Consider the following 25,745-nt stretch of genomic DNA (forward strand, 5'->3'; position numbering starts at 1 on the left):
CGGTCAGCGTCGTCTGCGCCTGCGCGGGCGCGACGATCGCCAGAGCCGCCGCGCAGCCCCACGTCCATGAATGCATGTTCATGTCTTCCTCCCGAGAACCGATCCTTCGAGGGCCGTAGAGATGGGCGAAACCCGTCTCGCGACTAAGCCGTATCGAAGGATGCGGCAGCGCCCGCCACCGCATCGAACCGGCTTCGGCCTTCTCCACCGAAACCCGTCGCTCCTCCGTCGACGCCGAAGAAAGCTACGCGTGTAAAAATCTGCCGTCAACGCTCTGAAGAAGCTTTTTGACGCGCGTAAATTTTTAGGAGGTGGGCTCCGAAGGTGGTAATGGGGCCGGCGTGGGCGCCGACCCCGGTCTCCTTAGAACGGGCTGTCGGGATAGTAGAACTGGGCGGCGTTCTCCGGGGTCACCAGCACGGAGCCGATGATGAAGTTGCCGGAGACCGGCGCCTTCGAGACGAGGCCGAGCGCCGTGACCTCGATCGCGGTGGCGATCATGGACGGCGGATAGGTGACGTTGGCCGGGATCATCGCGTCGTTGTCGCGGGTGCGCGCGATCATCTCCTTCATGCCGGCGCCGCCGAGCACGAACTTGACGTCCTTGCGACCCGCCGCTTCGATCGCGGCGAGGACGCCGACGGCCATGTCGTCGTCCGAGGCCCAGACCGCGTCGATCTGCGGGTTGCGGGACAGGAAGTCCTGCATCACGGTGAAGGCCGTGTCGCGGTTCCAGTTGCCGTGCTCCATGCCGATCACCTCGATGCCGGAGCCCTCGATGGCGGACTGGAAGCCTTCGACACGCTCGTTGTCGATGGTGGTCGGGATGCCGCGCAGCACGACGATCTTGCCGCCGTCCGGCAGCTTGGAGCGCATGTACTCGCCGGACACCCGGCCGAAGCCCGGATTGTCGCCGGCGACGTAGAGGTCCTGGATGCCCTCGACCGACAGGCCGCGATCCACCACCGTGACCCACTTGCCGGCCTGCTTGACGGCCTGGACGGGGCCGGTCAGCGGCTCGGACTCGAAGGGCAGGACGACCAGCGCGTCGATGTTGCGCGTGGCGACCATGTCCTCGATGTCGCTGACCTGCTTCGACGGGTCGGCCGCGGTGGCGAGCACGAAGTCGAGGTCCGGATAGGTCTTCTCCAGGCGCGCCACGGCGTCCTGCGCGAAGTAGTTCATGCCGCCGGCCCAGCCGTGGGTGGCGGCGGGAATGGACACGCCGATGGTCTGCGCGCCGGCCGGAAATGCGGCGACGAGGGCGATCGCGGCGGCGCCGAGACCCAGCTTGAAGCGATGCATGTGGTTTCCTCCTCTTTGGTTCTGTTTCCGGTGCGCCGTTATGCGCCCGGTTTTCCTTCGCGCTGCAGGACCACAGCGAGAACGATGATGGCCCCCTGGATCGCGCCGTTGAGATAAGGCGAGACGAGATCCGTGAGGTTCAGGATGTTGCCGATGAGACTGAGGATCAGGACGCCGACCACCGTGCCCCAGACGCGACCGAAGCCGCCCTTGAGCACGGTCCCCCCTATGATCACGGCGGCGATCGCCTCGAGCTCCCAGAGAAGGCCGGTCGAGGCCGAGGCCGACCCGAGGCGCGGCACGTACATGATGGTGGCGACGCCGACTAGGAGTCCCAGCGCGACATAGGTGACGAGCCGGACGCGGGCGACGTTGATCGCCGAATAGCGCGCCACCTGGTCGTTGGAGCCGATGGCGGCGCAATGGCGACCGAACACGGTGGAGCGCATCACGATCTCCCCGAGGATCACCACGACGGCGAAGACGATGATCGGCCAGCTCACCCCGAGAATGCCGCCGTAATAGACCGGCTGGTAGAAGGTGCGCAGTGTGAAGTCGAGCGACAGCGTGCCGCCGTCGGCGAGCCAGGTGACGAGGCTGCGATAGATGCCCATCGAGCCGAGCGTGACGATGAAGGCCTCGATCCCGAGCCTGGTGATCAGGATGCCGTTCAGCAGCCCCGCGACGAGGCCGGCGACGAGCGCCGTCGCCATGCCGACGAGGACGAGCGGAAGCCCGACGCCCATGGTCGGCAGCAGCGAGTTCATGACCAGGATCATCAGGCCGGCGATGAAGGCCGCCATCGCGCCGACCGAGAGGTCGAGCCCGCCGGACGTGATCACGAAGGTCATGCCGACGGCGATGATGCCGATGAAGGCCGAGCGCGCCAGGACGTTGGAGATGTTCGCCCAGGCGAGGAAGCTCGGGTTGAGGAGCGCGCCGACGACGACCAGCGCGATCAGCGCGACGATCGGCCCGATCACCATCATGTTGATGCGGGGGCGCCGGGCGGGCACGGCGGGGGCTGCGGTGGCGACGGTCATGCGTCCTCCTTCGGCCGCATGGCGGCCGCCCTGGCGTCGGTCAGGCCCATGGCGTGCCGGACGATGGTCTCTTCGGTCATGTCGTCGCCCACGACTTCGCCCGCGACGCGGCCCTGGCGCATGACGAGGATGCGGTCGGCGAGACCGATCAGCTCCTGCATCTCGGACGAGATCACGACGACGGCGCTGCCCCTGGCGGCGAGCGCGCGGACGAACTGGTAGATCTGTTGCTTGGTGCCGATGTCGATGCCGCGCGTCGGCTCGTCGATCACGACGATGCGCGGCTCCGACAGCATGGTCTTTGCGAGGAGCAGCTTCTGCTGGTTGCCGCCCGACAGGAAGCCGACCGCGACGTCGCGCCGCCCGGCGCGGATGTCGAACTCGCCGATCGCCTTGGTCAGCGCCTCCTCCTCCGCGCGGCGGTCGATCAGGACGCCGGAAAAGCGGTCGAGGGCCTGGAGCGTGAGATTCTCGCGCATCGACTTGCCGAGAAGGAGCCCACGCGTCTTGCGGTCCTCGGTAAGGTAGCAGAGGCCGTGGGCGAGCGCGTCGGCGGGCGCGCGGATCGAGACCGGCCGGCCGAAGATCTCGACGCGGCCGGTGGCGGGGCGCAGCCCGCACAGGCCCTCGAAGGTCTCGGTCCGCCCCGAGCCGATCAGCCCGCCGATGCCGAGAATCTCGCCTTCGCGAAGGTCGAAGGAAATGCCGTGCCCGTAGCCCGGCACGGAAAGGTCGCGGACTGAAAGCGCGGTCGGCGCCCCAGGTGCCGGCCCGACCTTTTCCGGAAAGAGGTCGGAAATCTCGCGGCCCACCATGGACAGGGCCATCGCGTGCGTGTCCATCCCTTCGGCCGGTCCGCTGTAGACGACGTTGCCGTCGCGCATGATGGTCAGGTCGTCGGCGATGGCGGCCACCTCGTCGAGCTTGTGCGAGGTGAAGAGAATGGCCGTGCCGGCCGCGCGCAGCTTGCGGACCTGGTCCATCAGGACGGCCGTCTCGGTCGAGGTCAGCACCGCCGTCGGCTCGTCCATGATCAGGAGGCGCGCGTCGCGCGACAGGGCCTTGGCGATCTCCAGCATCTGCTTGTCGGAGTTGGATAGGGTCGAAACCTTGCGGTCGGGATCGACGTGGCAGTTGAGGCGCGCGAGATAGTCGCGCGTTTCGGCGCGCATCCGCGCCTTGTCGAGAAGGAAGCCCCGCCGCTTCTCACGGCCGAGGAACAGGCTCTGCTCGACGGTCAGGTGCTCGGCGAGGTTGAACTCCTGGTGAATCATCACGATGCCGGCGGCCTCGGCTTCGCCCATATCGGCGAACGAGACCTCCTTGCCGTCGAGGAGGACGGCGCCGCTCGTCGGGCCTTGGTAGCCCGCCATGATCTTCATGGTGGTGGACTTGCCGGCCCCGTTCTCGCCGATCAGCGCATGGACGCGCCCCGGCAGGAGCGCGATGTCGAGCCCGTGCAGCACCTCCACCGGGCCGAAGCTGCGGCGGACGTCGCGAAGGGCGAGGACGGGCGTCAAAGCCTCACCCATGCCGCATCCGCCTTGGACGAGCGCACGCAGGCGTCGATGAAGCGCATGCCGTCCAGCCCGGCCTCGATGCCGGGCAGCAGGCCAAGCCTCTCATGGCGCTCGCCGCCCCGCGCCGCGCGGATGGCGCCGGCGGCGTCGGCATAGATGTTGGCGAAGCCCTCCAGATAGCCTTCGGGATGGCCGCCCGGCGTGCGGCTGGCGGCGTTGGCGACCGCGGAGGCCCCTGCCCCGCGCCGCGTGAGGAGTCGCTTCGGCTCGCCGAAAGGCGTGAACCACAGATAGTTCGGATCCTCCTGGCACCATTCGAGGCCGCCCTTGTCGCCAAAGACGCGCAGGCGCAGCGCGTTCTCGTTGCCGGGCGCGACCTGGCTCGCCCAGAGCATGCCGCGCGCGCCGCCCGCAAAGCGCAGGAGCACATGGGCGTTGTCGTCCACGCGCCGCCCCGGCACGAAGCTCTGTAGGTCGGCCGCCAGCGCCTCGACCGCGAGCCCGGAGACGAAGCAGGCGAGGTTGTGGGCGTGCGTGCCGATGTCGCCGACCGAGCCGCCGGCACCCGAGCGCGCCGGGTCCGTGCGCCAGGCGGCCTGCTTGTTGGTGCCGTCGGCTTCCGCCGCCTCGGTCAGCCAATCCTGCGGGTACTCGACCTGGACGACGCGGACCGTGCCGAGATCGCCGGCCGCCACCATCTCGCGCGCCTGCCGCACCATCGGGTAGCCGGTGTAGTTGTGGGTGAGGATGAAGAGAGCCGAACTCCGCGCGACGGCGTCCGCCAGCCCTTGCGCGTCCTCCATCGTCGCCGTCAGCGGCTTGTCGCAGATCACGTGGATGCCGCGCTGGAGAAAAGCGCGCGCGGCCGGTGCGTGCATGTGGTTGGGCGTGACGATCGAGACCGCCTCGATCCCGTCCTCACGCGCGGCCTCGCGGTTCGCCATATCTTCGAAGGAGCCGTAGCTGCGGTCCTCGGCGAGGCCGAGCGCGAGCCCGGATTCGCGCGCCTTTTCCGGCGTCGAGGACAAGGCGCCCGCCACGAGGTCGAACTCGCCGTCGAGGCGGGCGGCGATGCGGTGGACGGCGCCGATGAAGGCGTCCTTGCCGCCGCCCACCATGCCGAGGCGAATGCGGCGGCCGCGGGCGTCGTTGCTTGCGGAGATCGTCATCGCGTTTCCCTTTTCAGTCGAGGCCCAGCATGCGGCGGTTGGCGGCCTGGTCGGTGCCGCCGTCGGCGAAATCGTCGAAGGCGCGCTCGGTGACGCGGATGATGTGGTTGCGCACGAACGCGGCGCCCTCGCGCGCGCCGTCTTCGGGATGCTTGAGGCAGCACTCCCATTCGACCACGGCCCAGCCGTCGAAGTCGTTGGCCGTGAGCTTGGAGAAGATCGCGCCGAAATCGACCTGCCCGTCGCCCGGCGAGCGGAAGCGGCCGGCCCGCTTCACCCAAGGCTGATAGCCGGAATAGACGCCCTGACGTCCGGTCGGATTGAACTCGGCGTCCTTGACGTGGAACATCTTGATGCGGTCGGCATAGATGTCGATGTTGTCGAGATAGTCGAGGCACTGCAGCACGTAGTGCGACGGGTCGTAGAGCATGTTGGCCCGCGCGTGGCCGCCGACGCGCTCCAGGAACATCTCGAAGGTCGCCCCGTCGAACAGGTCCTCGCCCGGATGGATCTCATAACAGACGTCGATCCCGCAGTCCTCCGCATGGTCGAGGATCGGTCGCCACCGCCGCGCCAGTTCGTCGAAGGCCTCCTCGATCAGCCCGGCCGGGCGCTGCGGCCAGGGATAGGTGTAGGGCCAGGCCAGCGCGCCGGAGAAGGACGCCATGCCCTTCAGCCCCAGGTGGCGCGAGGCGGTCAGCGCCTTCTTCACCTGATCCACCGCCCATTCCTGCCGGGCTTTGGGATTGCCGCGCATCTCGGGAACGGTGAACCCGTCGAAGCCCGCGTCGTAGGCCGGGTGCACGGCGACGAGCTGGCCTTGGAGATGGGTGGACAGTTCCGTCACCTCGACGCCGTTCTCGCGCGCCGTTCCGACGAACTCGTCGCGGTAGTCCTGCGAGGTGGCGGCCTTGTCGAGGTCGATGAGCCGGCCGTCCCAGGACGGAACCTGCACGCCCACATAGCCGCAATCGGCCGCCCATTTCGTGATCGATGCCCACGAATTGAAGGGCGCCTCGTCGCCGGCGAACTGCGCGAGGAACAGCGCCGGTCCCTTGATCGTCTTCATGATGAACTCCCTGTTCCTAGGCTTTTCGTGGCACGTTCAGATGGATCGACGTCGGAGGCGGCGAGCGAAGCGCGTCGTCATGGGTGCAGGGATCCCGGGACGGGAGCCGCCGGCGGGAGAGCCGAAAGGTTGTCGCGAAGAAACACGGCCGGCGCGATCTCGCCGAGGCCCGGCGGGAGCGGATGGGCGTCCGACAGCGCGCGCATCGCATCCAGCGCGGCGGCGACCTCCTCCGCCGGCATCTGGTCGATCACCGCGTCGATCAGTCCGTCCTCGAGCGCCGCGCGGCTGTGCGGGACGAGCTCGTGGACGATCGCCAGCGGGCGGGCGTCCGCGCGCTCGCGCAAGGCGTCGAACAGGCCCCGATTGCCGGCGCCGATGCTGTAGATACCGGTAAGCGCCGCATCGCGGAGCGCGTCCGCGGCGATCGCGTAGATCGTGTCCGGATCGTCGCCGCCCTCGGCCACCCGCACGAGACGGACCTGCCCTCCGGCCTCCGCCAGCACGTCGCCGAAGCCCCGCAGCCGGTCGCGGTGGTCGCGCGCGCCATAGGCGCCGAGGATCGCCAGCACCCCGCCCGCACGGCCCGAATGGCCGAGAAGCATGAGCCGGCCAGCGGTGCGCCCGGCGCGGACGTTGTCGAGCCCGACATAGGCATGCCGCGCGCTGCCGGCCGCGTCCGAGACCAGCGTGATCACGAAGACGCCGGCCGATTTCAGGCGCTCGAGCTCGGCATCCACGATCGCGCCGTCCGTCGCGATCAGCGCCACGCAGTCGCAGGAGCCCGGCTCGATGCGGCCGAGGCTTTCCGCCAGCGCCTGCGGATCGAAGGCCGGCACGTCGTCGATCGTGATCGCGACGCGGTCGATTCGACGGCGCACCGCCTCGTCCTCGACGCATCGCCGAAGCCTGTGGAAGAAGCTGTGGTCGCCCCTCGGCAGGATGAACCGGAAATTGTAGAGCCGCCCCCGCGAGAGGTTGGCAGCATGCAAGTCACGCGTGTAGCCGAGCGCGCGGATCGCTTCCCGCACCCGCTCCTCGGACTTGGCCGCCACGTTGCCGCGCGCGTTGAGAACGCGATCCGCCGTCGCGTAGCTCACACCCGCGGCGCGAGCGACGTCATGCAACGTCGGCTTGCGCATTCACTCCTCCCGCCGCGATCACGCCCGAGGAGATGACAGACGTCAATCAGGAAATGATAGGCGTACATCAGAAATTCGCGAGGCGGGTACCGAGCTGTCGTGGGACATCGGACCACGCCGACGCGAACTTTCGAAATCCGCAACATTGCGGTTGCGCTTCGACCACCTCTCGGGCCACCAACGGCATGGGCAGGAGGAGATCGCGGGATGTCATCGACGATTGCGGAACTCGAACGTCGGCGCGTGGCCGCGCGTCGTGGCGGGGGCGAGCGGCGGGTTGCGGCGCAGCATGCCAAGGGCAAGCTGTCGGCGCGCGAGCGGCTGGATGTGCTTCTGGACGAGGGCTCGTTCGAGGAGCTCGACCTGTTCGTCGAGCACAACTGCACCGACTTCGGCATGGAGGCTGAGGTCGTGCCGGGCGACGGCGTGGTGACGGGCTCGGGCACGATCGACGGCCGGCTGGTCTTCGTCTTTTCCCAGGACTTCACGGTGTTCGGCGGCTCGCTGTCGGAGCGCCATGCGGCCAAGATCTGCAAGATCATGGACATGGCCCTGAAGGTCGGCGCGCCCGTGGTCGGGCTGAACGATTCGGGCGGCGCGCGCATCCAGGAGGGCGTCGCCTCGCTCGGCGGCTATGCCGAGGTGTTCCAGCGCAACGTGCTCGCGTCCGGCGTCGTGCCGCAGCTCAGCCTCGTGATGGGTCCCTGCGCGGGCGGCGCGGTCTACTCGCCGGCGATGACCGACTTCATCTTCATGGTGAAGGATTCGAGCTACATGTTCGTCACCGGGCCGGACGTCGTGAAGACGGTGACGGGCGAGATCGTCTCCCAGGAAGACCTCGGCGGCGCCGTGACGCACACGACGAAGTCCTCCGTCGCCGACTGCGCCTACGACAACGACATCGAGGCGCTGCTCGCCGCGCGCGATTTTCTGGGCTTCCTGCCGGCCTCGAACCGGACGGGCGTGCCGGTCCGGCCGTGCGACGACCCGTTCGACCGGCTGGAGCCGAGCCTCGACAGCCTGATTCCGCCTTCGGCCAACCAGCCCTACGACATGCACGAGCTGATCGGGAAGGTCGTGGACGAGGGCGAGTTCTTCGAACTGCAGCCGGGCCATGCGGGCAACATCATCACCGGCTTCGGGCGGATCGAGGGGCGCACGGTCGGGCTGGTCGCCAACCAGCCCATGGTTCTGGCCGGCTGCCTCGACATCAACGCATCGAAGAAGGCCGCGCGCTTCGTGCGCTTCTGCGACGCGTTCGAGATCCCGATCGTGACCTTCGTCGACGTGCCGGGCTTCCTGCCGGGCGTCGCGCAGGAGCACAGCGGCATCATCAAGCATGGCGCCAAGCTCCTCTTCGCCTATGGCGAGGCGACTGTGCCGAAGATCACGGTGATCACCCGCAAGGCCTATGGCGGGGCCTATGACGTGATGGCCTCGAAGCACCTGCGGGGCGATCTGAACTATGCCTGGCCGACCGCCGAGATCGCGGTGATGGGCGCCAAGGGCGCGGTCGAGATCATCTTCCGCGGCCGGAGCGAGGCGGAGATCGCCGAGCGGACCGCCGAGTACGAGCGCCGCTTCGCCAACCCGTTCGTCGCGGCCTCGAAAGGCTTCGTGGACGAGATCATCCTGCCGCATTCGACGCGCCGGCGCATCGCGCTCGGCTTGCGCAAGCTGCGCGGCAAACGGCTCGAAAACCCCTGGAAGAAGCACGACAACATCCCATTGTGACACGCGGGGACGGGAGGCCCTTGTCGATGCAGTTCGGACGCTTGAACCATGTCGGCGTGGCGACGTCCTCGATCGCCCGTGCGCGGGAGCACTATGCCAAACTCTTCGGCGGGGGCGCCGTGGGCGAGCCCTTCGACCTGCCCGAGCAGGGCGTCCGGGTGTGCTTCGTGGACGCGCCCAATTGCCAGGTCGAGCTGATCGAGCCGCTCAGCGACGCCTCGCCGATCGCCGGCTTCCTCGCCCGCAATCCGGCCGGCGGGCAGCACCACCTCTGCTTCGAGGTGGCCGATCTCGACCGGGCGATCGCCGACCTCGCGGCCACCGGAACCCGGGTCCTCGGGAGCCCCCGCCCCGGCGCGCACGGCACGCGCATCGTCTTCCTGCACCCGAAGGACATGGGCGGCGTCCTCGTCGAACTCATGGAGGCGCCCGATGGCGGACACTGAGCGCCCGACCTTGGCGGACTGGGAGGCGCTCGCCGCGCGCGAGGTGAAGGGGCGCGGCCTCGACTGGCAGACGCCGGAGGGCATCGTGGTCAAGCCGCTCTACACGGCGGCGGACCTAAGCGGCTGGGACCCCGGCCTCCCCGGCTTCGCGCCGTTCACGCGCGGCGTGCGCGCCTCCATGTATGCCGGCCGGCCCTGGACGATCCGGCAATATGCCGGCTTCTCGACGGCGGAAGCGTCCAACGCCTTCTACCGCCGCAACCTCGCGGCGGGACAGAAGGGCCTGTCGGTCGCCTTCGACCTCGCCACCCATCGCGGCTACGACAGCGATCATCCGCGGGTCGTCGGCGACGTCGGCAAGGCGGGCGTCGCGATCGACACGGTGGAGGACATGAAGATCCTCTTCGACGGCATCCCCTTAAGCGAGATGTCGGTGTCGATGACCATGAACGGGGCGGTGATCCCGGTCCTCGCCTTCTTCATCGTGGCGGGCGAGGAGCAGGGGGTGCCGCGCGAGAAGCTCGACGGGACCATCCAGAACGACATCCTCAAGGAGTTCATGGTCCGCAACACGTACATCTATCCGCCGGAACCCTCCATGCGGATCGTCTCGGACATCTTCGCCTATACGAGCCGCGAAATGCCGAAGTTCAACTCGATCTCGATCTCCGGCTACCACATGCAGGAGGCGGGGGCGACGCAGCTCCAGGAGCTGGCCTTCACGATCGCCGATGGCATGGAATACGTGCGCTACGGCGTGGCGTCCGGCCTCGACATCGACACGTTCGCCGGGCGCCTGTCCTTCTTCTTCGCCATCGGAATGAACTTCTTCATGGAGGTCGCTAAGCTGCGTGCCGCGCGCGTCCTCTGGCACCGGGCGATGACGGAGCTCGGCGCGAAGGACGAGCGCTCCAAGATGCTGCGCACCCATTGCCAGACATCGGGCGTCTCGCTCACCGAGCAGGACCCGTACAACAACGTCATGCGCACCACGATCGAGGCCATGGCCGCGATGCTCGGCGGCACGCAGTCGCTCCACACCAATGCGCTGGACGAGGCGATCGCCTTGCCGACCGACTTCTCCGCCCGCATCGCGCGCAACACGCAGCTCGTCCTCCAGGAGGAGACGGGCATGACTAAGGTCGTCGATCCGCTCGGCGGCTCCTACTATGTCGAAAGCCTGACCAAGGCGCTGGTGGACGGCGCCTGGGAGCTGATCCAGCGCATCCGGGACGAGGGCGGCATGGCCAAGGCGGTGGCCGCCGGCTGGCCGAAGGCGATGATCGAGGAGGCGGCGGCGGCCAAGGCCGCGCGCGTCGATCGCGGCGAGGACGTGATCGTCGGCGTCAATCGCTATCGGCTGGAGGCGGAAGCTCCGATCGAAATCCTCGACGTCGACAACCACGCGGTGCGCGAGGCGCAGGTGCGGCGGATCGAACGCGTGAAGGCGGAGCGCGACGGCGCGGCCGTGGAACAGGCCCTGAACGCTCTGCGCGACGGCGCGAGGGGCCGGGGCAACCTTCTGGAACTCGCCGTCGAGGCGGCTCGCGCCCGCGCGACCCTCGGCGAAATCTCCGCGGCGATGGAAGACGTGTTCGGCCGCTTCGACACGAGCCCGAAGCCGGTGAAGGGCATCTATGGCGGCGCCTACCGGGACGACCCGCGCTGGACCCGGCTGACCGACGCCGTGGCCGCGACGGAGCGCCGGCTTGGCCGCCGCCCGCGCATGCTCGTCGCCAAGATGGGCCAGGACGGGCATGACCGGGGCGCCAACCTCGTGTCCTCCATGTTCGGCGATCTCGGCTTCGAGATCGTGCCGGGGCCGCTCTTCCAGACGCCGGACGAGGCGGCCGCCCTCGCCGTCGAACGGGAGGTGGACGTCGTCGGCGCCTCCTCGCTCGCCGCGGGTCACAAGACGCTGATCCCGGAGCTGATCGCGCACCTCGCCGAACGGGGGCGGGCCGACATCAAGGTCGTGGCCGGCGGCGTCATCCCGGCGCAGGACTACGACGCGCTCCGCCGGGCGGGAGTCCACGCGATCTTCGGACCCGGCACCAATCTCGTGGAGGCGGCGGCCGAGGTGCTGCGCCTCCTTGGCCACAACATGCCGCCGGCCGAGCCGGCCTCCGACCGCCGCGCCGCAGAGTGAGGACCGCCCGTGTTTCGTAAGATCCTCATCGCCAATCGTGGCGAGATCGCCTGCCGCGTCATGCGCACCGCCAAGCGCATGGGCCTCCAGACCGTCGCGGTCTATTCCGACGCCGACGCGGGCGCCCCGCATGTCCGACAAGCCGACGAGGCGGTGCGCCTCGGCCCTGCCCCGGCGGCGGAGAGCTACCTGCGCGCCGATCTCATCATCGAGGCAGCAAAGGCGACCGGGGCGGACTGCATCCACCCCGGCTACGGCTTCCTGTCCGAGCGCGAGAGCTTCGCCCGCGCCTGCGAGGAGGCCGGCATCGCTTTCGTCGGGCCGCCGCCGGGCGCCATCGCGGCCATGGGCGACAAGATCCAGTCGAAAAAGCTCGCCAAGGCGGCGGGCGTCAACGTCGTGCCGGGCTTTCTCGGCGAGATCGCCTCCACGGACGAGGCGGTCGGGATCGCCGCCGAGATCGGCTTTCCCGTGATGATGAAGGCTTCAGCGGGCGGAGGGGGCAAGGGCATGCGCCTCGCCTGGAACGAGAACGACGTGCACGAGGGCTTCGAGGCTGTGAAGCGCGAGGGCCTGTCGAGCTTCGGCGACGACCGCGTCTTCATCGAGAAGTTCATCGAGAGCCCGCGTCATATCGAGATCCAGGTGCTCGGCGACCAGCACGGGACCGTGCTCTATCTCGGCGAGCGCGAGTGCTCGATCCAGCGGCGCCACCAGAAGGTCGTGGAGGAGGCACCCTCGCCCTTCGTCACGCCGGCCATGCGCCGGGCGATGGGCGAACAGGCGGTCGCGCTCGCCAAGGCCGTCGGCTACCACTCGGCCGGAACGGTGGAGCTGATCGTCTCGGGCGCCGATCCGACGGGGGAAAGCTTCTACTTCCTAGAAATGAACACGCGCCTTCAGGTCGAGCATCCCGTCACCGAGATGGTGACCGGGCTCGACCTCGTGGAGGAGATGATCCGCGTGGCGGCGGGCGAACGCCTGCAGCTGGCCCAAGACGATGTCCGTCTCGACGGCTGGTCGATCGAGACGCGCGTCTATGCCGAGGATCCCTATCGCGGCTTTCTGCCCTCGACCGGCCGCCTCGTGCGCTATCGCCCCCCGGCGGCCGGTGCGGGCGTTCGCGTCGACGACGGCGTGACGGAGGGAAGCGAGGTATCGATGTTCTACGACCCGATGATCGCCAAGCTCGTCACCCACGGCACTACCCGCGAGGCGGCGATCGACCGGCAGATCGAGGCGCTGGACCGGTTCGAGCTTGCCGGCGTCGGCAACAACATCGACTTCCTCTCCGCGCTGATGCAGCACGAGCGGTTCCGCGCCGGAAACCTGACCACCGGCTTCATCGCCGAGGAATATCCGGACGGGTTCGCGGGCGCCCCGGCCTCGCCGGCCCTGCGCGAGCGGCTCTTAGCGGTGGCCGCGCTGGCGGACTTTTGCTGGCGCTCGCGCTCCGCGCAGCTCTCCGGGCAGCTCGGCGCCCCCCTGCCCGTCCGTCCCGACGGCATCGCCTCCCTGGCCGGCGAGCCAGGCGAGACGCGCGTGGCGCCTGCGGGCGACGGGCATTGGCGTGTCGCGATCGATGGGCGGGACCTCGACGTCGCGACCGGGTGGCGTCCGGGCGAGCGCCTGTTCCAGGGGCAGATCGACGGCGCGCCGTTTGCCGCGCTAGTGCGCCGCATGCCCGGCGCGGTTGCGCTTACCGCGCGCGGCGCGACGCACCGCGTGACGGTCGGCTCGCCTCGCCTTGCCGACCTGCGCCGGCACATGATCGAGAAGGTGCCGCCCGACCTGTCGCAGTTCCTGATCTGCCCCATGCCGGGCGTCCTGACCCAGCTCCACGTCGCCCCCGGCGACAGGGTGGAGGCTGGCCAGCCCCTCGCCGTCGTCGAGGCGATGAAGATGGAAAACGTCTTGCGAGCCCAGAAGGCGGGAAGCATCGCCAGCCTGCAGGCGGCCAAGGGCGACAGCCTGGCCGCCGATCAGGTCATCCTGACGCTGGAATAACGGGAGAGGCGATAGGACCGTTTGTCCAGCGGTCCGTCATGGCCACGACGCCGGGACGATGCTACGACCGTTGGCACCGAAGGAGGTATGCGGCTTGGCATTGCGGCGCGAGGGATCGAGCGGATGGGTGGTGCGGCTTGTCGCGCTCCTGTTCGTCGTCCAGGCGACGCTGCTCGGCTTCTCGCTCGGGGCGACCGCCGGCCTTCTCCCGCACGACCAGTTCGGAAACGTCCTGTGCGTCACGCAGAGCGACAGCGGGCGGCACAAGCCCTCCGGGACGGCCGACCATCATTCCAGGCCGATGGAATGCTGCTCGACGGGCTGCGGCATGTTCGGCGCGCCGGGCGTGCCGCCGCCGACGCCGGCCGCGCTCCTCGCGCGCCGGCCTGTGGTCCTGTCGGTGTCCTTCCTCCCGTTCGAGGACGTCGGATCCGGCGCTGTCGAGACGCCGCGGCGTACCCGGGGGCCGCCGCTCGCCGCCTGACGGCCGAGCCCCGCCGCCCGTCGAAAGCTCTCGATCGCGAAGCGCCGTCGGCATGGCCGTGTCCCGTTCGCCTTGCGACGGCAGCTTGGCCCGGCCGCTCTCCCGAGCCCACGCTTGAAGGCGCGCCCTGGAAATCCCCCCGCCGGAAGGCGGCCAACACATCATCCGCAGCCAGAGGACCGAGGCTTGGCCCCCGGTCCGGCTGTCGTCTCGAACCCGCCGGGCCGCAACGCGGCCCGGGCCAATCCCGAACGGAGGCCAAGATGGCCAAGACCAGATCCAGCATCCGCCGCACGGCGTCCGCCCTTCTCTTCGCGGGCGTCGCCCTCGCGGTCGCCCCCGCCGCGTCCGAGGCCCACGAGTTCAAGGTCGGCTCCATCGCGATCGATCATCCCTGGAGCCGCGCCACGCCGCCGGGTGCCAAGACGGGCGCGGGCTACTTCGCCTTGTCGAACGCCGGCCCGGAGGCCGACCGTCTCGTCTCGGCCGCCTCGCCGGTCGCCCGGAAGGTCGAGGTCCACGAGATGAAGATCGTCGACGGCGTCATGAGCATGAAGCCGGTCGAGGGCGGCCTCGAGATCCCCGCGGGCGGCGATGTCGCGCTCGCGCCCGGCGGCTACCACCTCATGATGATGGGCATCGAGGAGCCCTTCAAGGAAGGCACGATGGTTCCTCTGACGCTGGTGTTCGAGAAGGCCGGCTCCGTCGAGGTGGAGCTCGAGGTCGGCTCGATGGGTGCCAAGGCGCCCGCGCACGGCCACGGCGCAGGGGAGGAAGCGCACGCGCACTGATGCGTGCGCCTGCGCGAGACAGCGTGAGCCCTGCCCCGACGGGGTCGGGGCACCGCCGCCCGCGCGGGATCTGAACGACGAGGCGCCGCATGACCGGACGAGCAACCTTTCGAGATGTCCTTTTCGGCCTCCTCGCCCTGATCGGCGCGTGGGTCATGGGCATCTCGGCGGCTGGCGCCCATGCGGGCCTCGTTTCCACCAACCCGGCCGACGGCGCCGTTCTCGACGCCGCGCCGTCGCGCTACGTGCTGTCATTCAGCGAGCCCGTCTCACCGCTCCGCGTCTCCCTGGTCGCGCCCGACGGCTCCCGCCGCGACCTGTCCGGTGCGAGCCTCTCCGGCAGCACGCTGAGCGTTCCCGCGCCCGCCGGTGCGGCGGCCGGTACGCATGTCCTGTCCTGGCGCGTCGTCTCAGCGGACGGCCATCCCGTTGCCGGCTCGCTCGCCTTTTCCATCGGCGCCCCGAGCGCGATGCCGGCCGCCACCACGGCCGATGACGGAAGCGTTCGAGCCCTGATCTGGATGTCGCGCATCGCCCTCTATGCCGGGCTCTTCTTCGGCGTGGGCGGCGCGGCCGGCCTTCTTGCGGCATCCGGCCCTTCCGGCCGCGCGCCGAGGCTGGTCCGGACGGTCCTGGCGCTGGGCCTTGCCGCAGCGCCCGTCGCGCTGCTCGGCCAGGGCCTCGACGCGCTCGGCGCGCCGCTCGCGGCCTTTGCCGATCCCCACGTTTGGCGGGCGGGCGCGGGGACAAGTTTCGCCGCGACGCTTGCCCTCGCCGCGATCTCCATGGCGACCGCCCTGCTCGCTTCGTCGGTCGCCGGCCGGAGGACCGCCGCCGGTCTTTGCGCCGCCGCGCTTCTCGGTGCCGGGCTGGCGCTTGCGGCCAGCGGCCACGCGGCGAACGCCTCGCCGCAATGGCTGACGCGGCCGGCGGTCGCCGTTCACGCTCTTGCCGTCGCCCTGTGGATCGGCGCCCTTGTGCCGCTCGCCGCCTCGCTGGGCGGCGACGGCCTGGGCGGCGCTTCGGCGCTCCGGTGCTTCTCGCGGCGCATGCCCATCGTCGTGGCCGCGCTCCTGGCGTCGGGCACGGTGCTGGCGATCGTTCAGGTCGGTGCCGTCGCGGCTCTCGGGACCACGGCCTATGGGCGCGTCCTGCTGGCGAAGCTCCTCTTGGTCGCGCTGCTCCTTTCGCTCGCGGCCTTGAACCGCCGGCGCCTGACCCCGTCGGTGCTCCGGGGCCTCCCCTCGGCGGCGATTGCCATGCGGCGGGTGATCCTCGCCGAGATCGGCGTCGCCGTCCTCATCCTTTCGACGGCGGCGCTCTGGCGCTTCACGCCCCCGCCGCGCGTCGAGGCGGCGATCGCGGCCGAGCCCGCCGTCGCCCATGCGACGGGTCGCGGCCTCATGGCCGACATAACCCTCTCGCCGGGACGGGCGGGACGGGTGAGCGCGCAGGCGACGCTGTTCACGATCGACTACGGCCCCGTCGCGCCGACCTCCGTCGCCTTCGTGTTCGAGCCGGCGGCCGGCGGGATCGATCCGATCCGGCGGATCGCCGAAAACCGCAGCGACGGCATCTGGCGGGCCGAGACCTCACTGCCCGTGCCGGGCACGTGGACCGTGAAGGTTGAGGTCCTGGCGGACGGCCTCCCGCCGGAGCGCATCAAAACCACGATCGACCTGCGTCCCTGACGCACCGAACGGCATTCGAACCGGAAGGGAGTACCGATGGCCTCCACCACCCAAGCCAACCGCATGCTCGCGATCGGAGGGATCGTGGCGCTTCTCGGCATCCTCTTCGCCGCCATCGGCTTCGTCGTGGTCGGGCAGGCGGAGCACACCGCCGTCAAGCGGCCCTTCGAACTGGTCGACACCCATGGGCGGACCGTGACCGAGGACGTGTTCCGGGGCCGTCCGTCGCTGGTCTATTTCGGCTACACCAACTGCCCGGAGGTCTGTCCAACCACGCTGATGGAGATGGCGGACTGGCTGGGCGAGCTGGGGCCGGCGGGAGACGAAATCCAGGCGCTCTTCTTCACGATCGACCCCGAACGCGACACGCCGGACGTCATGGCGCCCTATGTCGCCTCGATCTCCGACCGGATCGTCGGGGTGACGGGCAGCGCGGAGGAGATGCGCAAAGCGTCGCAGGCCTGGCTGGTCGTGGCGCGCAAGGACGGTGACGGCGGCAACTACCACTTGCGGCATACGACGTCGCTCCTCATGGTCGGCAGCGACGGGCGCCTCAAGGGCCTTATACCCTACGGCGCGGCCCGCGAGGAGGCGATCGACAAGATCCGGCAGGTGCTGTTGCGGGCGGGGCCTGACCGACAATCCTGACCGGTCGGGGCCGGGCCTCGCCTATTGCGGTGCCGCGTCGAGGCCCGCGCGGCCCATGATGTCCTCGAACCGCTTCCGGGCGCGGGCGGGAAGCGCCGGATCGACCAGCCCGTCCGGCGCGGCCGCCTCGCCGACCTTGACCAGCATCACCATGCCCATGCCGAGATGGGGCGAGCACTTGATGCCGTAGAATCCGGCATGCTCGAAGGTAACCGCGATCTCCTCGTCGATCCGGCCCTTGAACGGGGTCGCCCCCGTCGGCGCCATCGTGTCGATGGAGGCGGCGTTGTGGCTCCGGCTGCCGACGCGGAACCGGAGCGTGTCGCCGGGCGCGAGCTCGACATAATCGGGCTCGAAGACCATGGAGCCCTGCTCGCCGCGGTTCAGCATCCGCACCTCGACCGTCTCGCCGCGAGCGACGCCAGTGGTGAGAAGAAGGGCGGCGGCAAGGCGGATCGGCATCCTCGTCATGCGCGGGCCTCCATCGCGGCTAGGTCCGGCGGGGCGAAGCGGATGAAGGGACGCTCGCCGGGGCCGGCCTCGACGCTCGCGGCCACCTTGAAGACGGCGGCGATCCGCTCGGGGGTCAGAACCTCCGACGGCGTTCCCAGGGCGACGAGCCGCCCGCCCTGCATCACCGCGATCCGGTCGGCGAACATGGCGGCGTGGTTGAGATCGTGGAGGGCCGCGAGCACCGTGCCGCCGCGCCGACGCACGAGCGCCAGGAGGCCGAGCTGGTGCTCGACGTCGAGGTGATTGGTCGGCTCGTCCAGGATCAGAATCTCTGGCTCCTGCGCGAGGGCGCGCGCGATATGGAGGCGCTGCCGCTCGCCGCCGGAAAGCGAGTGCCACAGGCGATCGGCGAAGGGCGCCATGTCGACGGCCGCGAGCGCCCGGGCGACGATGGCCTCGTCGCGTTCGCCCCAGGGCGACAGGGCGCCGAGATGGGGCGTGCGCCCGAGCTCCACGGCCTGGCGGGCGGTCAGCCTTTCGCCCGTCTCGGCCTGCTGCTCCACAAGGGCGAGCGCGCGGGCGAGGTCGCGGCGCGAAAGGCCGGTGATGGGTCGCCTATCCAGCGTCACCGTCCCGCCATGAGGGCGTTTCAGCCCCGCCAGCATCGCGATCAGCGTCGTCTTGCCCGATCCGTTGGGGCCGACGATGCCGAGGAACTCGGCCGGCCGGGTCTCCAGCGAGACGCCGTCCACGACCGCCCGCCCGCCGGCCCGCCAGGTGAGGTTCTCCGCCGCCAGCCTCACCGCGCGCCCCCCGCGACCGGACGGTGGATCAGGATCAGCGCGAAGGCCGGGGCGCCGACCAGCGCGGTCATCACCCCGATCGGGAGGACTTGGCCGGGGATGACGGTGCGCGACAGGACGTCGGCGGCGATCATGAACAGGGCGCCGATCAGCGCGGAGGCGGGAAGGAGCGCGCCGTGGCGCACGCCGACGACGAGCCGCGCGGCATGGGGAATCACGAGGCCGACGAAGCCGATCGAGCCGACGATCGAGACCATGACCGCCGTCATCAGCGCCGTCGCGCCGATCAGGACCGCGCGCACCCGCCGCACCGGCACGCCGAGTGCCGCGGCCGAGGCGGTGCCGAAGGCGAAGGCATCGAGTGAGCGGGCGTGGAGGAGGCAGACCGCGAGGCCCGCGAGCGCCACGGGCACGGCGAGCGCGGCGTCCGGCCAGCGCACGCCCGACAGGTTGCCGAGCAGCCAGAACATGATGCCCCGCGCCTGATCGGCGGTGGCGGACTTGGTGACGACGAAGGAGGTGAGGGCGTTGAAGAGCTGCGAGCCCGCGATGCCGGCCAGGATGATCGCCGCAGGCCCCCTGCCCGCCAGGACCGCCAGACCGGAGACGAGGACGAAGGCGAGGAGCGCGCCGGCCAGCGCGCCGAGCGGCAGCGACAGGAGCCCGCCACCGAGGCCGAGGATCGCCACCGCCACCGCACCCGACGACGCACCCGCCGAGATGCCGAGGAGATAGGGATCGGCCAGCGGATTGCGCAGCAGCGACTGAAGGACCGCGCCGGAGACGGCGAGCGCCGCGCCGCAGGCGCTCGCTACCACCGCCCGCGACAGGCGGTAGTTCCAGACGATGCCCTCGTCGATCGGGTCGAGGGCGTGACCGCCGTGCCAGAGGCGGTTGGCGATCGTGCCCGCGACCGTGTCGAACGGGATCCGCGTCTCCCCCACCGCCGCCCCGAAAAGCAGGGCGGCGAGGAGGAGGCCAATCGCCATCAGGGCGAACCCGGCGGCGCGCGCCGGGCGAGCGGCGGCCCGGCTCACTGGGCGAGGCCGGCCTTGCCGAGCGCGTCGGCCAGAACCTCGATGCCGTCGATCGTTCGGATCGTCGGGTTCATCGCTTGGGCGTCCATCTCGACGACGCGCCCCTCCCGCACGGCGGGCATCAGGCTGGCGACGGGGTCCGTCTTCAGGAACTCGAGCTTCACCGCGATGTCGTCGGCCGGGAAGCGGCGGCGGTCCATCCTGCCGGCGACGATCACCGTCGGGTTCGCGCGCGCGATCGTTTCCCAGCCGACGGTCGGCCACTCCTCCTGGCTGTCGATAACGTTCGTCAGGCCGAGAAGCGACATGATGTAGCCCGGCGCCCCGCCCTGCCCCGCGACGTAAGGATCGATGTCGAGCTCGGCCGAGGAGAACCAGAACACGGCCGAAGTGCCCTCCTTCAGCCCCGCGATCCTGGCCTTGGCCGCCGTCTCGCGTGCCTTCAGCTCCGTGACGAGTTCGGCGCCCTTGTCCTGGACGTCGAAGATGCGCGCGAGATCCTCGACCTCCTGGTAGACGAGGTCCATGGTGAAACGGGCCGTGCGCGTGCCGTCGCCGCCGGCCGAATTGTCCTTGCCCTGGCAGTCGGCGGGCGAGGTGTAGACGGGGATGCCGAGATCGGCGAACTGCTCGGGCGTCGCCACGACGCCCTGCGGTCCGACCTGCCATTCGAACTGCGTGGTGACGAGGTCGGGGCGCTCGGCCACCACGCTTTCGAAGCTCGGATCGTTGTCGGCGAGGCGCTTCACCCTGGCATTCGCCTCCTCGTAGCCCGGCAACACGGGGCCGACCCAGAGGGCGGTTCCGGCCACCTTCTCCGACAGGCCGAGAAGGTACAGGATCTCGGTGGTCGACTGTCCGATGGAGACGGCGCGCGACGGCGCCTTCTCGAAGGTGAGCGTGCGGCCGCAGCTCTCCAGCGTCAGCGGGTACTGCGTCGGAGCGGCATGGGCGTCCCCAGCGGACAGGGCGATCACGAAAAGACCGAGGAGGGCGGGACGGCGGAAGGATGGCATGGACGGATTCCTATAGGGACGGGCACGACTTCGCTTTGCCGCGGCGTGCGACTTGGTCGGTCCGGTCGAATGGGATCGAGACGAGCGTGGCGCCTTAACGGCGCGTGGGCGCTCGCAGGCGGAATGCAAAGAGGGGAGTGTGGGCGCGAAGGCGCCGGAGATCGGCCGTCATGGACATCCTTTCCGGGCATCCCCGCCCGAACGTTACGGATTGATCGCTGACGGCAGGTCTCCTGGCTCGCGGAACTTCGCGCCGATCATCTGCCTTCCCATGTCGGCCCCTTAAGAGCCTTCGCAGTGGCATGGCGCCGGGCAAATCCGGCGGCCCGCCGCGCCCGTCCGTGGACCAGCGCGGGGATGATCGGCATCCGCTTACAGTTGCGGGGGCAGCCACGGTCTCGGCCCCGATTGGGTCGTCCTCACCGTGTTCCCTTTTAATCCCCCAGGCTCGTCGCCTGGGGAAACCGTCGCGGCCTGCTTACGCGGAAGGACGGGTCGTCGTCAATCCGATGCGCCGGCCTGCGGGGCGGCGGCGGCGCCGTCAGCGCGTCCATTCCCGGCGCAGGATGGCGTACTGCATCGTGTCCTCGTAGATCGGACGTCCGTCGGGGCCGTCGGTGAAGGTCACGAACTCGAGGAACGTACCCTCCACCCGCATGCCGAGCTTCTCGCACAGGCGCCGGGAAGGGACGTTATCGACCTCGACATAGGCGTAGAGGCGCCGTGCCCCCTTCTCGGCGAAGAGATGCGCGAACAGCGCCCGCGCCGCCTCCAGCGCCAGCCCGGCGCCCGAGTGGTCGGGATTGAGGTTCCACCCGACGGAGTAGGTGTCGGGCTCTTCGTGGGTGGCGAAGAGATCGCCGATCAAGAGATCGGAATCGCGAAGGGCGATCGCGACATGCTCGTCGGACGAGGCCCGCCGGGTCGCCTCCGTCTCGGCGGCGGCGAGGTCGGCGAGCTGCAAGGACAGGAAACATCGTACCGTCGGCTCGCGGAGATAGGCGAGAAGCGCCGGCGCGTCGTCCTTCCGAAAGTTCCTGAGGCGCAGGCGCTCCGTTTCGATCCTATGCATCAGTCCGTTCCACGTGTCCGCCGTCGGTTCCATGCGCCGCCCGAGGCCGAACTTGGCACGGGACGCCGAATGGTCCATCATCGGGCGATGAAGGCAGCCCACAGTACCATCCGCATCGCGCTTCCGCGTCGCTGACGCGAGGAGCTGGAGGCAGACGACCGAGACGGTCGCCTGTCGGCGTTCGCCCGCGACAGCTCGGGTGAACCGTCGCCGCATGAGCGGCTTGCGAACCAACGGTCTTCATCATGCACAACGTCTTCGAGAGCCCCTTCAAGGGCATCACGCTCGATCGCCTCGTCACCAACCCGAACATCCGGGTCGGGCGCTACAGCTACTATTCCGGCTACTACCACGGTCACGGCTTCGACGAATGCGCCCGCTTCCTCCTGCCGGACGAAGGGGTGGACAAGCTCGTCATCGGTTCGTTCTGCTCGATCGGCTCCGGGGCAGCCTTCATCATGGCCGGGAACCAGGGGCACCGGAACGACTGGATCAGCACCTTCCCCTTCTTCTGGATGTCGGACGTTCCCACGTTCGCCGGCGCGGAGAACGGCTATCGCCCTGCCGGCGATACCGTGATCGGCAACGACGTCTGGATCGGGACCGAAGCCGTCGTCATGCCGGGCGTCACGATCGGGGACGGCGCGGTGATCGGCACGCGGGCGCTGGTGACGCGGGACGTCGACCCCTACGCCATCGTCGGCGGCAATCCCGCCCGCACGATCCGCCGACGCTTCGGCGAGGCCGACATCACCAGGCTTCTCGAAATGCGCTGGTGGGACTGGAGCGACGAGGAGCTGAAGCGCGCGATGCCCCTTCTGACGAGCGGCGACGTGGCGGCCCTTCACCGCCACTGGCGGACGGTGGTGGCACCGGCGGACTGACCGCTGGCGCGAGCGCCCGGCCTCCGCCCGCCGGTAATCACGAACCGGCGGGCGGTTTCGCGCCGAACCCGTTCAGTTGCATCACGATCAGTCCGAGGAAGACGAGGCCGAGTCCGACGAGCCGGGAGGCCGACACCGGCCGCGAGGGAAGGCCGACGAGCCCCCACCGGTCGATCAGGATCGACGCCAGCATCTGCCCGGCGATCGCCGCGACGATGAAGCCGGCGGCGCCGAGCTTGGGCGCCAGCATGAGCGCCCCGGTGATATAGACGACGCCGACGAGCCCGCCGATCCAGATCCAGCGCGGCGCCTGCGCCAGTTGCGACAGGTTGGGCGCCCCCACCTGGCCGAGGATCATCACGGGCAGGATGCAGGCGAAGCTGACGCAGAGCGAGACGGCCGTTCCCCAAAGCGGATGGCCGAGCATCCGTCCGAGAGCCGCGTTGGCGCCAGCCTGGAACGGGACCACCGCGCCGGTGACGACCGCGGCCAGGCTGAGAAGCAGGATATTGGCTTGCATGATGCACCTCCTGGCTCAATGAGGTGCCCTATCTGTTTGATCGATGGAAATTCCGATATAGCATCCGCGCTATGCATGACCCGAATGCACTTCGCGGCATCGACCTCAATCTTCTGGTTGTTCTCCATGCGCTCCTTGCCGAGCGGCATGTGTCGCGTGCGGCCGCACGACTGAACATGAGCCAGCCGGCCGTGAGCCACGCGCTCGGCCGCCTTCGGCACCTTTTCGACGATCCGCTCCTCGTCCGGCGCGACGGACGCCTCGCCCCGAGCGCGAGGGCGCTGGAAATCGGACCCGCCCTCGCGGAGGCCCTGCGACAGGTGCAGGAGGTTCTGGGTCCCAAGGGCTTCGAGCCGGCGGACGAGAAACGGACGTTCCGCCTGGCCATGTCGGACTACGGCTCGGCCGTGATCCTTGCCGGTCTCCTGAGAAGGCTGCGGGTGGAGGCGCCGGGGATCGACCTCGTCGTCACGCAGTCGAGCCGGGACGGCATGCTGCGGCACGTGCTCGACGGAGAATGCGATCTCGCCCTCGGCGTGTTTCCCGATCTGCAGAAGACGCTGAAGGCCCGGACGCTGTTTATCGAGACGTTCGCCTGCCTTGCCGATCGAGACAGTCTGGAGGGGTTCGAGCGCCTCGATCTGACAGCCTATCTCGACCGTCCCCATATGCTCGTCGCCATGAAGGACGAGGGCGGCACCGAGATCGACGCGGCCCTGCACGCGGCCGGGCATTCGCGCCGCATCGCCCTCACCCTCCCGCACTGGGGCCACGCGCCGCGACTGATCCGAGGTACTGACCTCGTTCTCACCGTCGCACGCAAGGCCTTGGCCCTTCAGGAGATGGATCCCGCTTTCACCGTCTTCCCGCCGCCGTTTCCGATCCAGCCGTTTCCCTTCGTGCAGGTCTGGCATGAACGGCGCGAGGCGGACCCCGCCCATCTCTGGCTGCGCGCCGCCGTGGCGGATGCATCCCTATCCGGCCCGGCGCCGCTCCCGGCTGGATAGCGTCGGGCTTCCCGTCGAGAACGGGAGCATCTCGGCCTGCTGGAGGGGGCGTGATCGGACCGCCGCCGCTCTCAGCTCCGCAGCCCCGGCGCTTCCTGCCCGGTGCTCTCCACATATTCGGAATAGCCGCCGCCGTAGAGGTGCGGACCTTCCGGCGTCAGTTCCAGCACGCGGTTGGACAAAGCCGCCAGGAAATGGCGGTCGTGGCTGACAAAGAGCATCGCGCCTTCGAAGCGCGACAGCGCCTCGACCAGCATCTGCTTGGTGGCGATGTCGAGATGGTTGGTCGGCTCGTCGAGGACGAGGAAGTTCGGCGGGTCGAACAGCATCCGCGCCATGACCAGCCGTGCCTTCTCGCCGCCCGAGAGGACCCGGCACTTCTTCTCGACATCGTCTCCGGTGAAGCCGAAGCAGCCGGCGAGCGCGCGCAAGGGGGCTTGGCCCGCCTGCGGAAAGCTGTCCTCCAGCGACTGCAGCACCGTGCGATCGCCGTCCAGCACCTCCATCGCATGCTGGGCGAAGTAGCCCATCTTCACGCTCGGCCCCCGCGTCACCGTGCCGGAGTCGGGTTCCGAGGTGCCGGCGATGAGCTTCAGAAGCGTCGACTTGCCAGCGCCGTTCACCCCCATGACGCACCAGCGCTCGCGGCGGCGGACCTGGAAGTCGAGCCCCTCGTAGATCGTGCGCTCGCCGTAGCGCTTGGAGACGCCCTTGATCGTCGCCACGTCCTCCCCTGAGCGCGGGGCCGGCTGGAACTCGAAGCGCACCGTCTGCTGGCGCTTCGGAGGCTCCACCCGCTCGATCTTGTCGAGCTTCTTCACGCGGCTCTGCACCTGCGCGGCGTGGCTCGCGCGCGCCTTGAAGCGCTCGATGAAGGCGACCTCCTTGGCTAGCATGGCCTGCTGGCGCTCGAACTGCGCCTGCTGCTGCACTTCGGCGATCGCGCGCTGCTGGCGGTAGAATTCGTAGTCGCCCGAATAGGAGGTCAGCGCGCCCGCGTCGATCTCGATGATCTTGTTGACAATCCGGTTCATGAACTCGCGGTCGTGCGAGGTCATCAGCACGGCACCGTCGAAGCCCTTGAGGAATCCTTCGAGCCAGATCAGGCTTTCGAGATCGAGATGGTTCGACGGCTCGTCGAGCAGCATGATGTCGGGGCGCATCAGGAGGATCTTGGCCAGCGCCACGCGCATCTTCCAGCCGCCGGAGAGCTTTCCGACGTCGCCGTCCATCATCGCCTGGCTGAAGCCGAGGCCGTCCAGCACCTCGCGCGCCCGCCCGTCCAGCGCATAACCGTCGAGTTCGTCGTAGCTCCCCTGAACCTCGCCGTAGCGCGCGATGATCGCGTCCATCTCGTCGGCGCGGTCGGGATCGGCCATGGCCGCCTCCAGCTCCGCCATCTCGGCGGCGAGCGCGCTGACCGGTCCGACGCCGTCCATGACCTCGACCACCGCGCTGCGGCCCGCCATGTCGCCGACATCCTGGTTGAAGTAGCCGATCGTCACGCCGCGATCGACGGAGACCTGACCCTCGTCCGGCAGTTCCTGGCCGGTGATCATGCGGAACAAGGTCGTCTTACCTGCGCCGTTCGGTCCGACAAGGCCGACCTTCTCGCCGCGCTGAAGGGCAGCAGATGCCTCGATGAAGACGATCTGCTTGCCGTTCTGCTTGCCAATGCTCTCGAGGCGGATCATGCGAAAATTCCAGAGGCGGAAGGAGGAAGCCGCGTCAAACCATCCTCCCTGCCGCGGCGCA

General features: G+C 69.3%; 24 protein-coding genes and 1 riboswitch. Of the genes, 10 read left to right on the plus strand and 14 right to left on the minus strand.

Annotation, left to right across the window (positions count from 1 at the left end; all coding sequences use genetic code 11):
- The 7 genes from O5O54_RS16580 to O5O54_RS16610 all read right to left on the minus strand — a co-directional run.
- The coding region (locus tag O5O54_RS16580; RefSeq protein WP_279482942.1) for a hypothetical protein at positions 1-208 on the minus strand (208 nt) is incomplete at its 3' end.
- 155 nt (positions 209-363) lie between these two features.
- Positions 364-1,305: an ABC transporter substrate-binding protein gene (locus O5O54_RS16585; protein WP_279482943.1), complete on the minus strand. Its 942-nt coding sequence runs from the start codon at positions 1,303-1,305 to the stop codon at positions 364-366.
- Between the two features lie 38 nt (positions 1,306-1,343).
- Entirely contained in the window at positions 1,344-2,348 is a 1,005-nt protein-coding gene (locus tag O5O54_RS16590) for an ABC transporter permease (protein WP_279482944.1), read from the minus strand.
- A complete protein-coding gene (locus O5O54_RS16595; RefSeq protein ID WP_279482945.1) occupies positions 2,345-3,880 on the minus strand; it encodes a sugar ABC transporter ATP-binding protein in 1,536 nt (511 codons plus the stop codon). The genes O5O54_RS16590 and O5O54_RS16595 overlap by 4 nt, the downstream gene beginning before the upstream one ends.
- Positions 3,865-5,037, minus strand: coding sequence for a Gfo/Idh/MocA family oxidoreductase (locus tag O5O54_RS16600; protein WP_279482946.1), 1,173 nt, complete (start codon positions 5,035-5,037; stop codon positions 3,865-3,867). Before O5O54_RS16600 ends, O5O54_RS16595 begins: the two co-directional genes overlap by 16 nt.
- A gap of 13 nt (positions 5,038-5,050) precedes the next feature.
- Positions 5,051-6,106, minus strand: coding sequence for a sugar phosphate isomerase/epimerase (locus O5O54_RS16605; RefSeq protein ID WP_279482947.1), 1,056 nt, complete (start codon positions 6,104-6,106; stop codon positions 5,051-5,053).
- A gap of 77 nt (positions 6,107-6,183) precedes the next feature.
- Positions 6,184-7,248: a LacI family DNA-binding transcriptional regulator gene (locus O5O54_RS16610; RefSeq protein WP_279482948.1), complete on the minus strand. Its 1,065-nt coding sequence runs from the start codon at positions 7,246-7,248 to the stop codon at positions 6,184-6,186.
- Between the two features lie 207 nt (positions 7,249-7,455).
- Between O5O54_RS16610 and O5O54_RS16615 the strand changes: the two genes are divergently transcribed.
- The 8 genes from O5O54_RS16615 to O5O54_RS16650 all read left to right on the plus strand — a co-directional run bounded on the left by O5O54_RS16615 (position 7,456) and on the right by O5O54_RS16650 (position 17,198).
- Positions 7,456-8,982, plus strand: coding sequence for an acyl-CoA carboxylase subunit beta (locus O5O54_RS16615; protein WP_279482949.1), 1,527 nt, complete (start codon positions 7,456-7,458; stop codon positions 8,980-8,982).
- Between the two features lie 26 nt (positions 8,983-9,008).
- A complete protein-coding gene (mce, locus tag O5O54_RS16620) occupies positions 9,009-9,428 on the plus strand; it encodes a methylmalonyl-CoA epimerase (protein WP_279482950.1) in 420 nt (139 codons plus the stop codon).
- Positions 9,415-11,577: a methylmalonyl-CoA mutase gene (scpA, locus tag O5O54_RS16625; protein WP_279482951.1), complete on the plus strand. Its 2,163-nt coding sequence runs from the start codon at positions 9,415-9,417 to the stop codon at positions 11,575-11,577. Before mce ends, scpA begins: the two co-directional genes overlap by 14 nt.
- Before the next feature lie 9 nt (positions 11,578-11,586).
- Positions 11,587-13,584, plus strand: a complete 1,998-nt coding sequence (locus tag O5O54_RS16630; protein ID WP_279482952.1) for an acetyl/propionyl/methylcrotonyl-CoA carboxylase subunit alpha — start codon at positions 11,587-11,589, stop codon at positions 13,582-13,584.
- 94 nt (positions 13,585-13,678) lie between these two features.
- A complete protein-coding gene (locus O5O54_RS16635) occupies positions 13,679-14,068 on the plus strand; it encodes a DUF2946 family protein (protein ID WP_279482953.1) in 390 nt (129 codons plus the stop codon).
- 263 nt (positions 14,069-14,331) lie between these two features.
- The gene (locus tag O5O54_RS16640) at positions 14,332-14,859 is read left to right on the plus strand and encodes a copper chaperone PCu(A)C (protein ID WP_279482954.1); all 528 of its coding nucleotides are present in this window, start codon (positions 14,332-14,334) and stop codon (positions 14,857-14,859) included.
- Positions 14,860-14,948: 89 nt separating this feature from the next.
- Positions 14,949-16,550, plus strand: coding sequence for a copper resistance protein CopC (locus O5O54_RS16645; protein ID WP_279482955.1), 1,602 nt, complete (start codon positions 14,949-14,951; stop codon positions 16,548-16,550).
- A gap of 36 nt (positions 16,551-16,586) precedes the next feature.
- On the plus strand, positions 16,587-17,198 hold the full coding sequence (locus O5O54_RS16650; RefSeq protein WP_279482956.1) for an SCO family protein: 612 nt from the start codon (positions 16,587-16,589) through the stop codon (positions 17,196-17,198).
- 21 nt (positions 17,199-17,219) lie between these two features.
- Here the strand turns inward: O5O54_RS16650 and O5O54_RS16655 are convergent, their stop codons facing one another.
- The 5 genes from O5O54_RS16655 to O5O54_RS16675 form a co-directional block, all read right to left on the minus strand.
- A complete protein-coding gene (locus tag O5O54_RS16655) occupies positions 17,220-17,669 on the minus strand; it encodes a pseudoazurin (protein WP_347814891.1) in 450 nt (149 codons plus the stop codon).
- Positions 17,666-18,454 (minus strand): ABC transporter ATP-binding protein, encoded by a 789-nt coding sequence (locus tag O5O54_RS16660; protein WP_279482957.1) that lies wholly within the window; start codon positions 18,452-18,454, stop codon positions 17,666-17,668. The genes O5O54_RS16655 and O5O54_RS16660 overlap by 4 nt, the downstream gene beginning before the upstream one ends.
- Positions 18,451-19,443: an iron ABC transporter permease gene (locus O5O54_RS16665; protein ID WP_279482958.1), complete on the minus strand. Its 993-nt coding sequence runs from the start codon at positions 19,441-19,443 to the stop codon at positions 18,451-18,453. Before O5O54_RS16665 ends, O5O54_RS16660 begins: the two co-directional genes overlap by 4 nt.
- 44 nt (positions 19,444-19,487) lie before the next feature.
- Complete coding sequence (locus O5O54_RS16670; protein ID WP_279482959.1) at positions 19,488-20,507, minus strand: ABC transporter substrate-binding protein; 1,020 nt, start codon at positions 20,505-20,507, stop codon at positions 19,488-19,490.
- A gap of 205 nt (positions 20,508-20,712) precedes the next feature.
- Positions 20,713-20,991: riboswitch (cobalamin riboswitch) on the minus strand.
- Between the two features lie 57 nt (positions 20,992-21,048).
- Entirely contained in the window at positions 21,049-21,579 is a 531-nt protein-coding gene (locus O5O54_RS16675) for a GNAT family protein (protein WP_279482960.1), read from the minus strand.
- A gap of 245 nt (positions 21,580-21,824) precedes the next feature.
- Here O5O54_RS16675 and catB point away from each other — a divergent pair, with 245 nt between their 5' ends.
- Positions 21,825-22,463, plus strand: a complete 639-nt coding sequence (gene catB / locus O5O54_RS16680) for a type B chloramphenicol O-acetyltransferase (protein WP_279482961.1) — start codon at positions 21,825-21,827, stop codon at positions 22,461-22,463.
- Between the two features lie 37 nt (positions 22,464-22,500).
- Here catB and O5O54_RS16685 read toward each other — a convergent pair whose 3' ends face one another.
- Positions 22,501-22,983, minus strand: a complete 483-nt coding sequence (locus O5O54_RS16685) for a DMT family transporter (RefSeq protein ID WP_279482962.1) — start codon at positions 22,981-22,983, stop codon at positions 22,501-22,503.
- Positions 22,984-23,054: 71 nt separating this feature from the next.
- Between O5O54_RS16685 and O5O54_RS16690 the strand changes: the two genes are divergently transcribed.
- The gene (locus O5O54_RS16690; RefSeq protein WP_279482963.1) at positions 23,055-23,990 is read left to right on the plus strand and encodes a LysR family transcriptional regulator; all 936 of its coding nucleotides are present in this window, start codon (positions 23,055-23,057) and stop codon (positions 23,988-23,990) included.
- 71 nt (positions 23,991-24,061) lie between these two features.
- Here O5O54_RS16690 and O5O54_RS16695 read toward each other — a convergent pair whose 3' ends face one another.
- Entirely contained in the window at positions 24,062-25,684 is a 1,623-nt protein-coding gene (locus O5O54_RS16695) for an ABC-F family ATP-binding cassette domain-containing protein (protein WP_279482964.1), read from the minus strand.
- Positions 25,685-25,745: the final 61 nt, after the last annotated feature.

This window comes from Aureimonas sp. SK2 (genome assembly GCF_029813115.1).
Classification (GTDB): Bacteria; Pseudomonadota; Alphaproteobacteria; order Rhizobiales; family Rhizobiaceae; genus Aureimonas.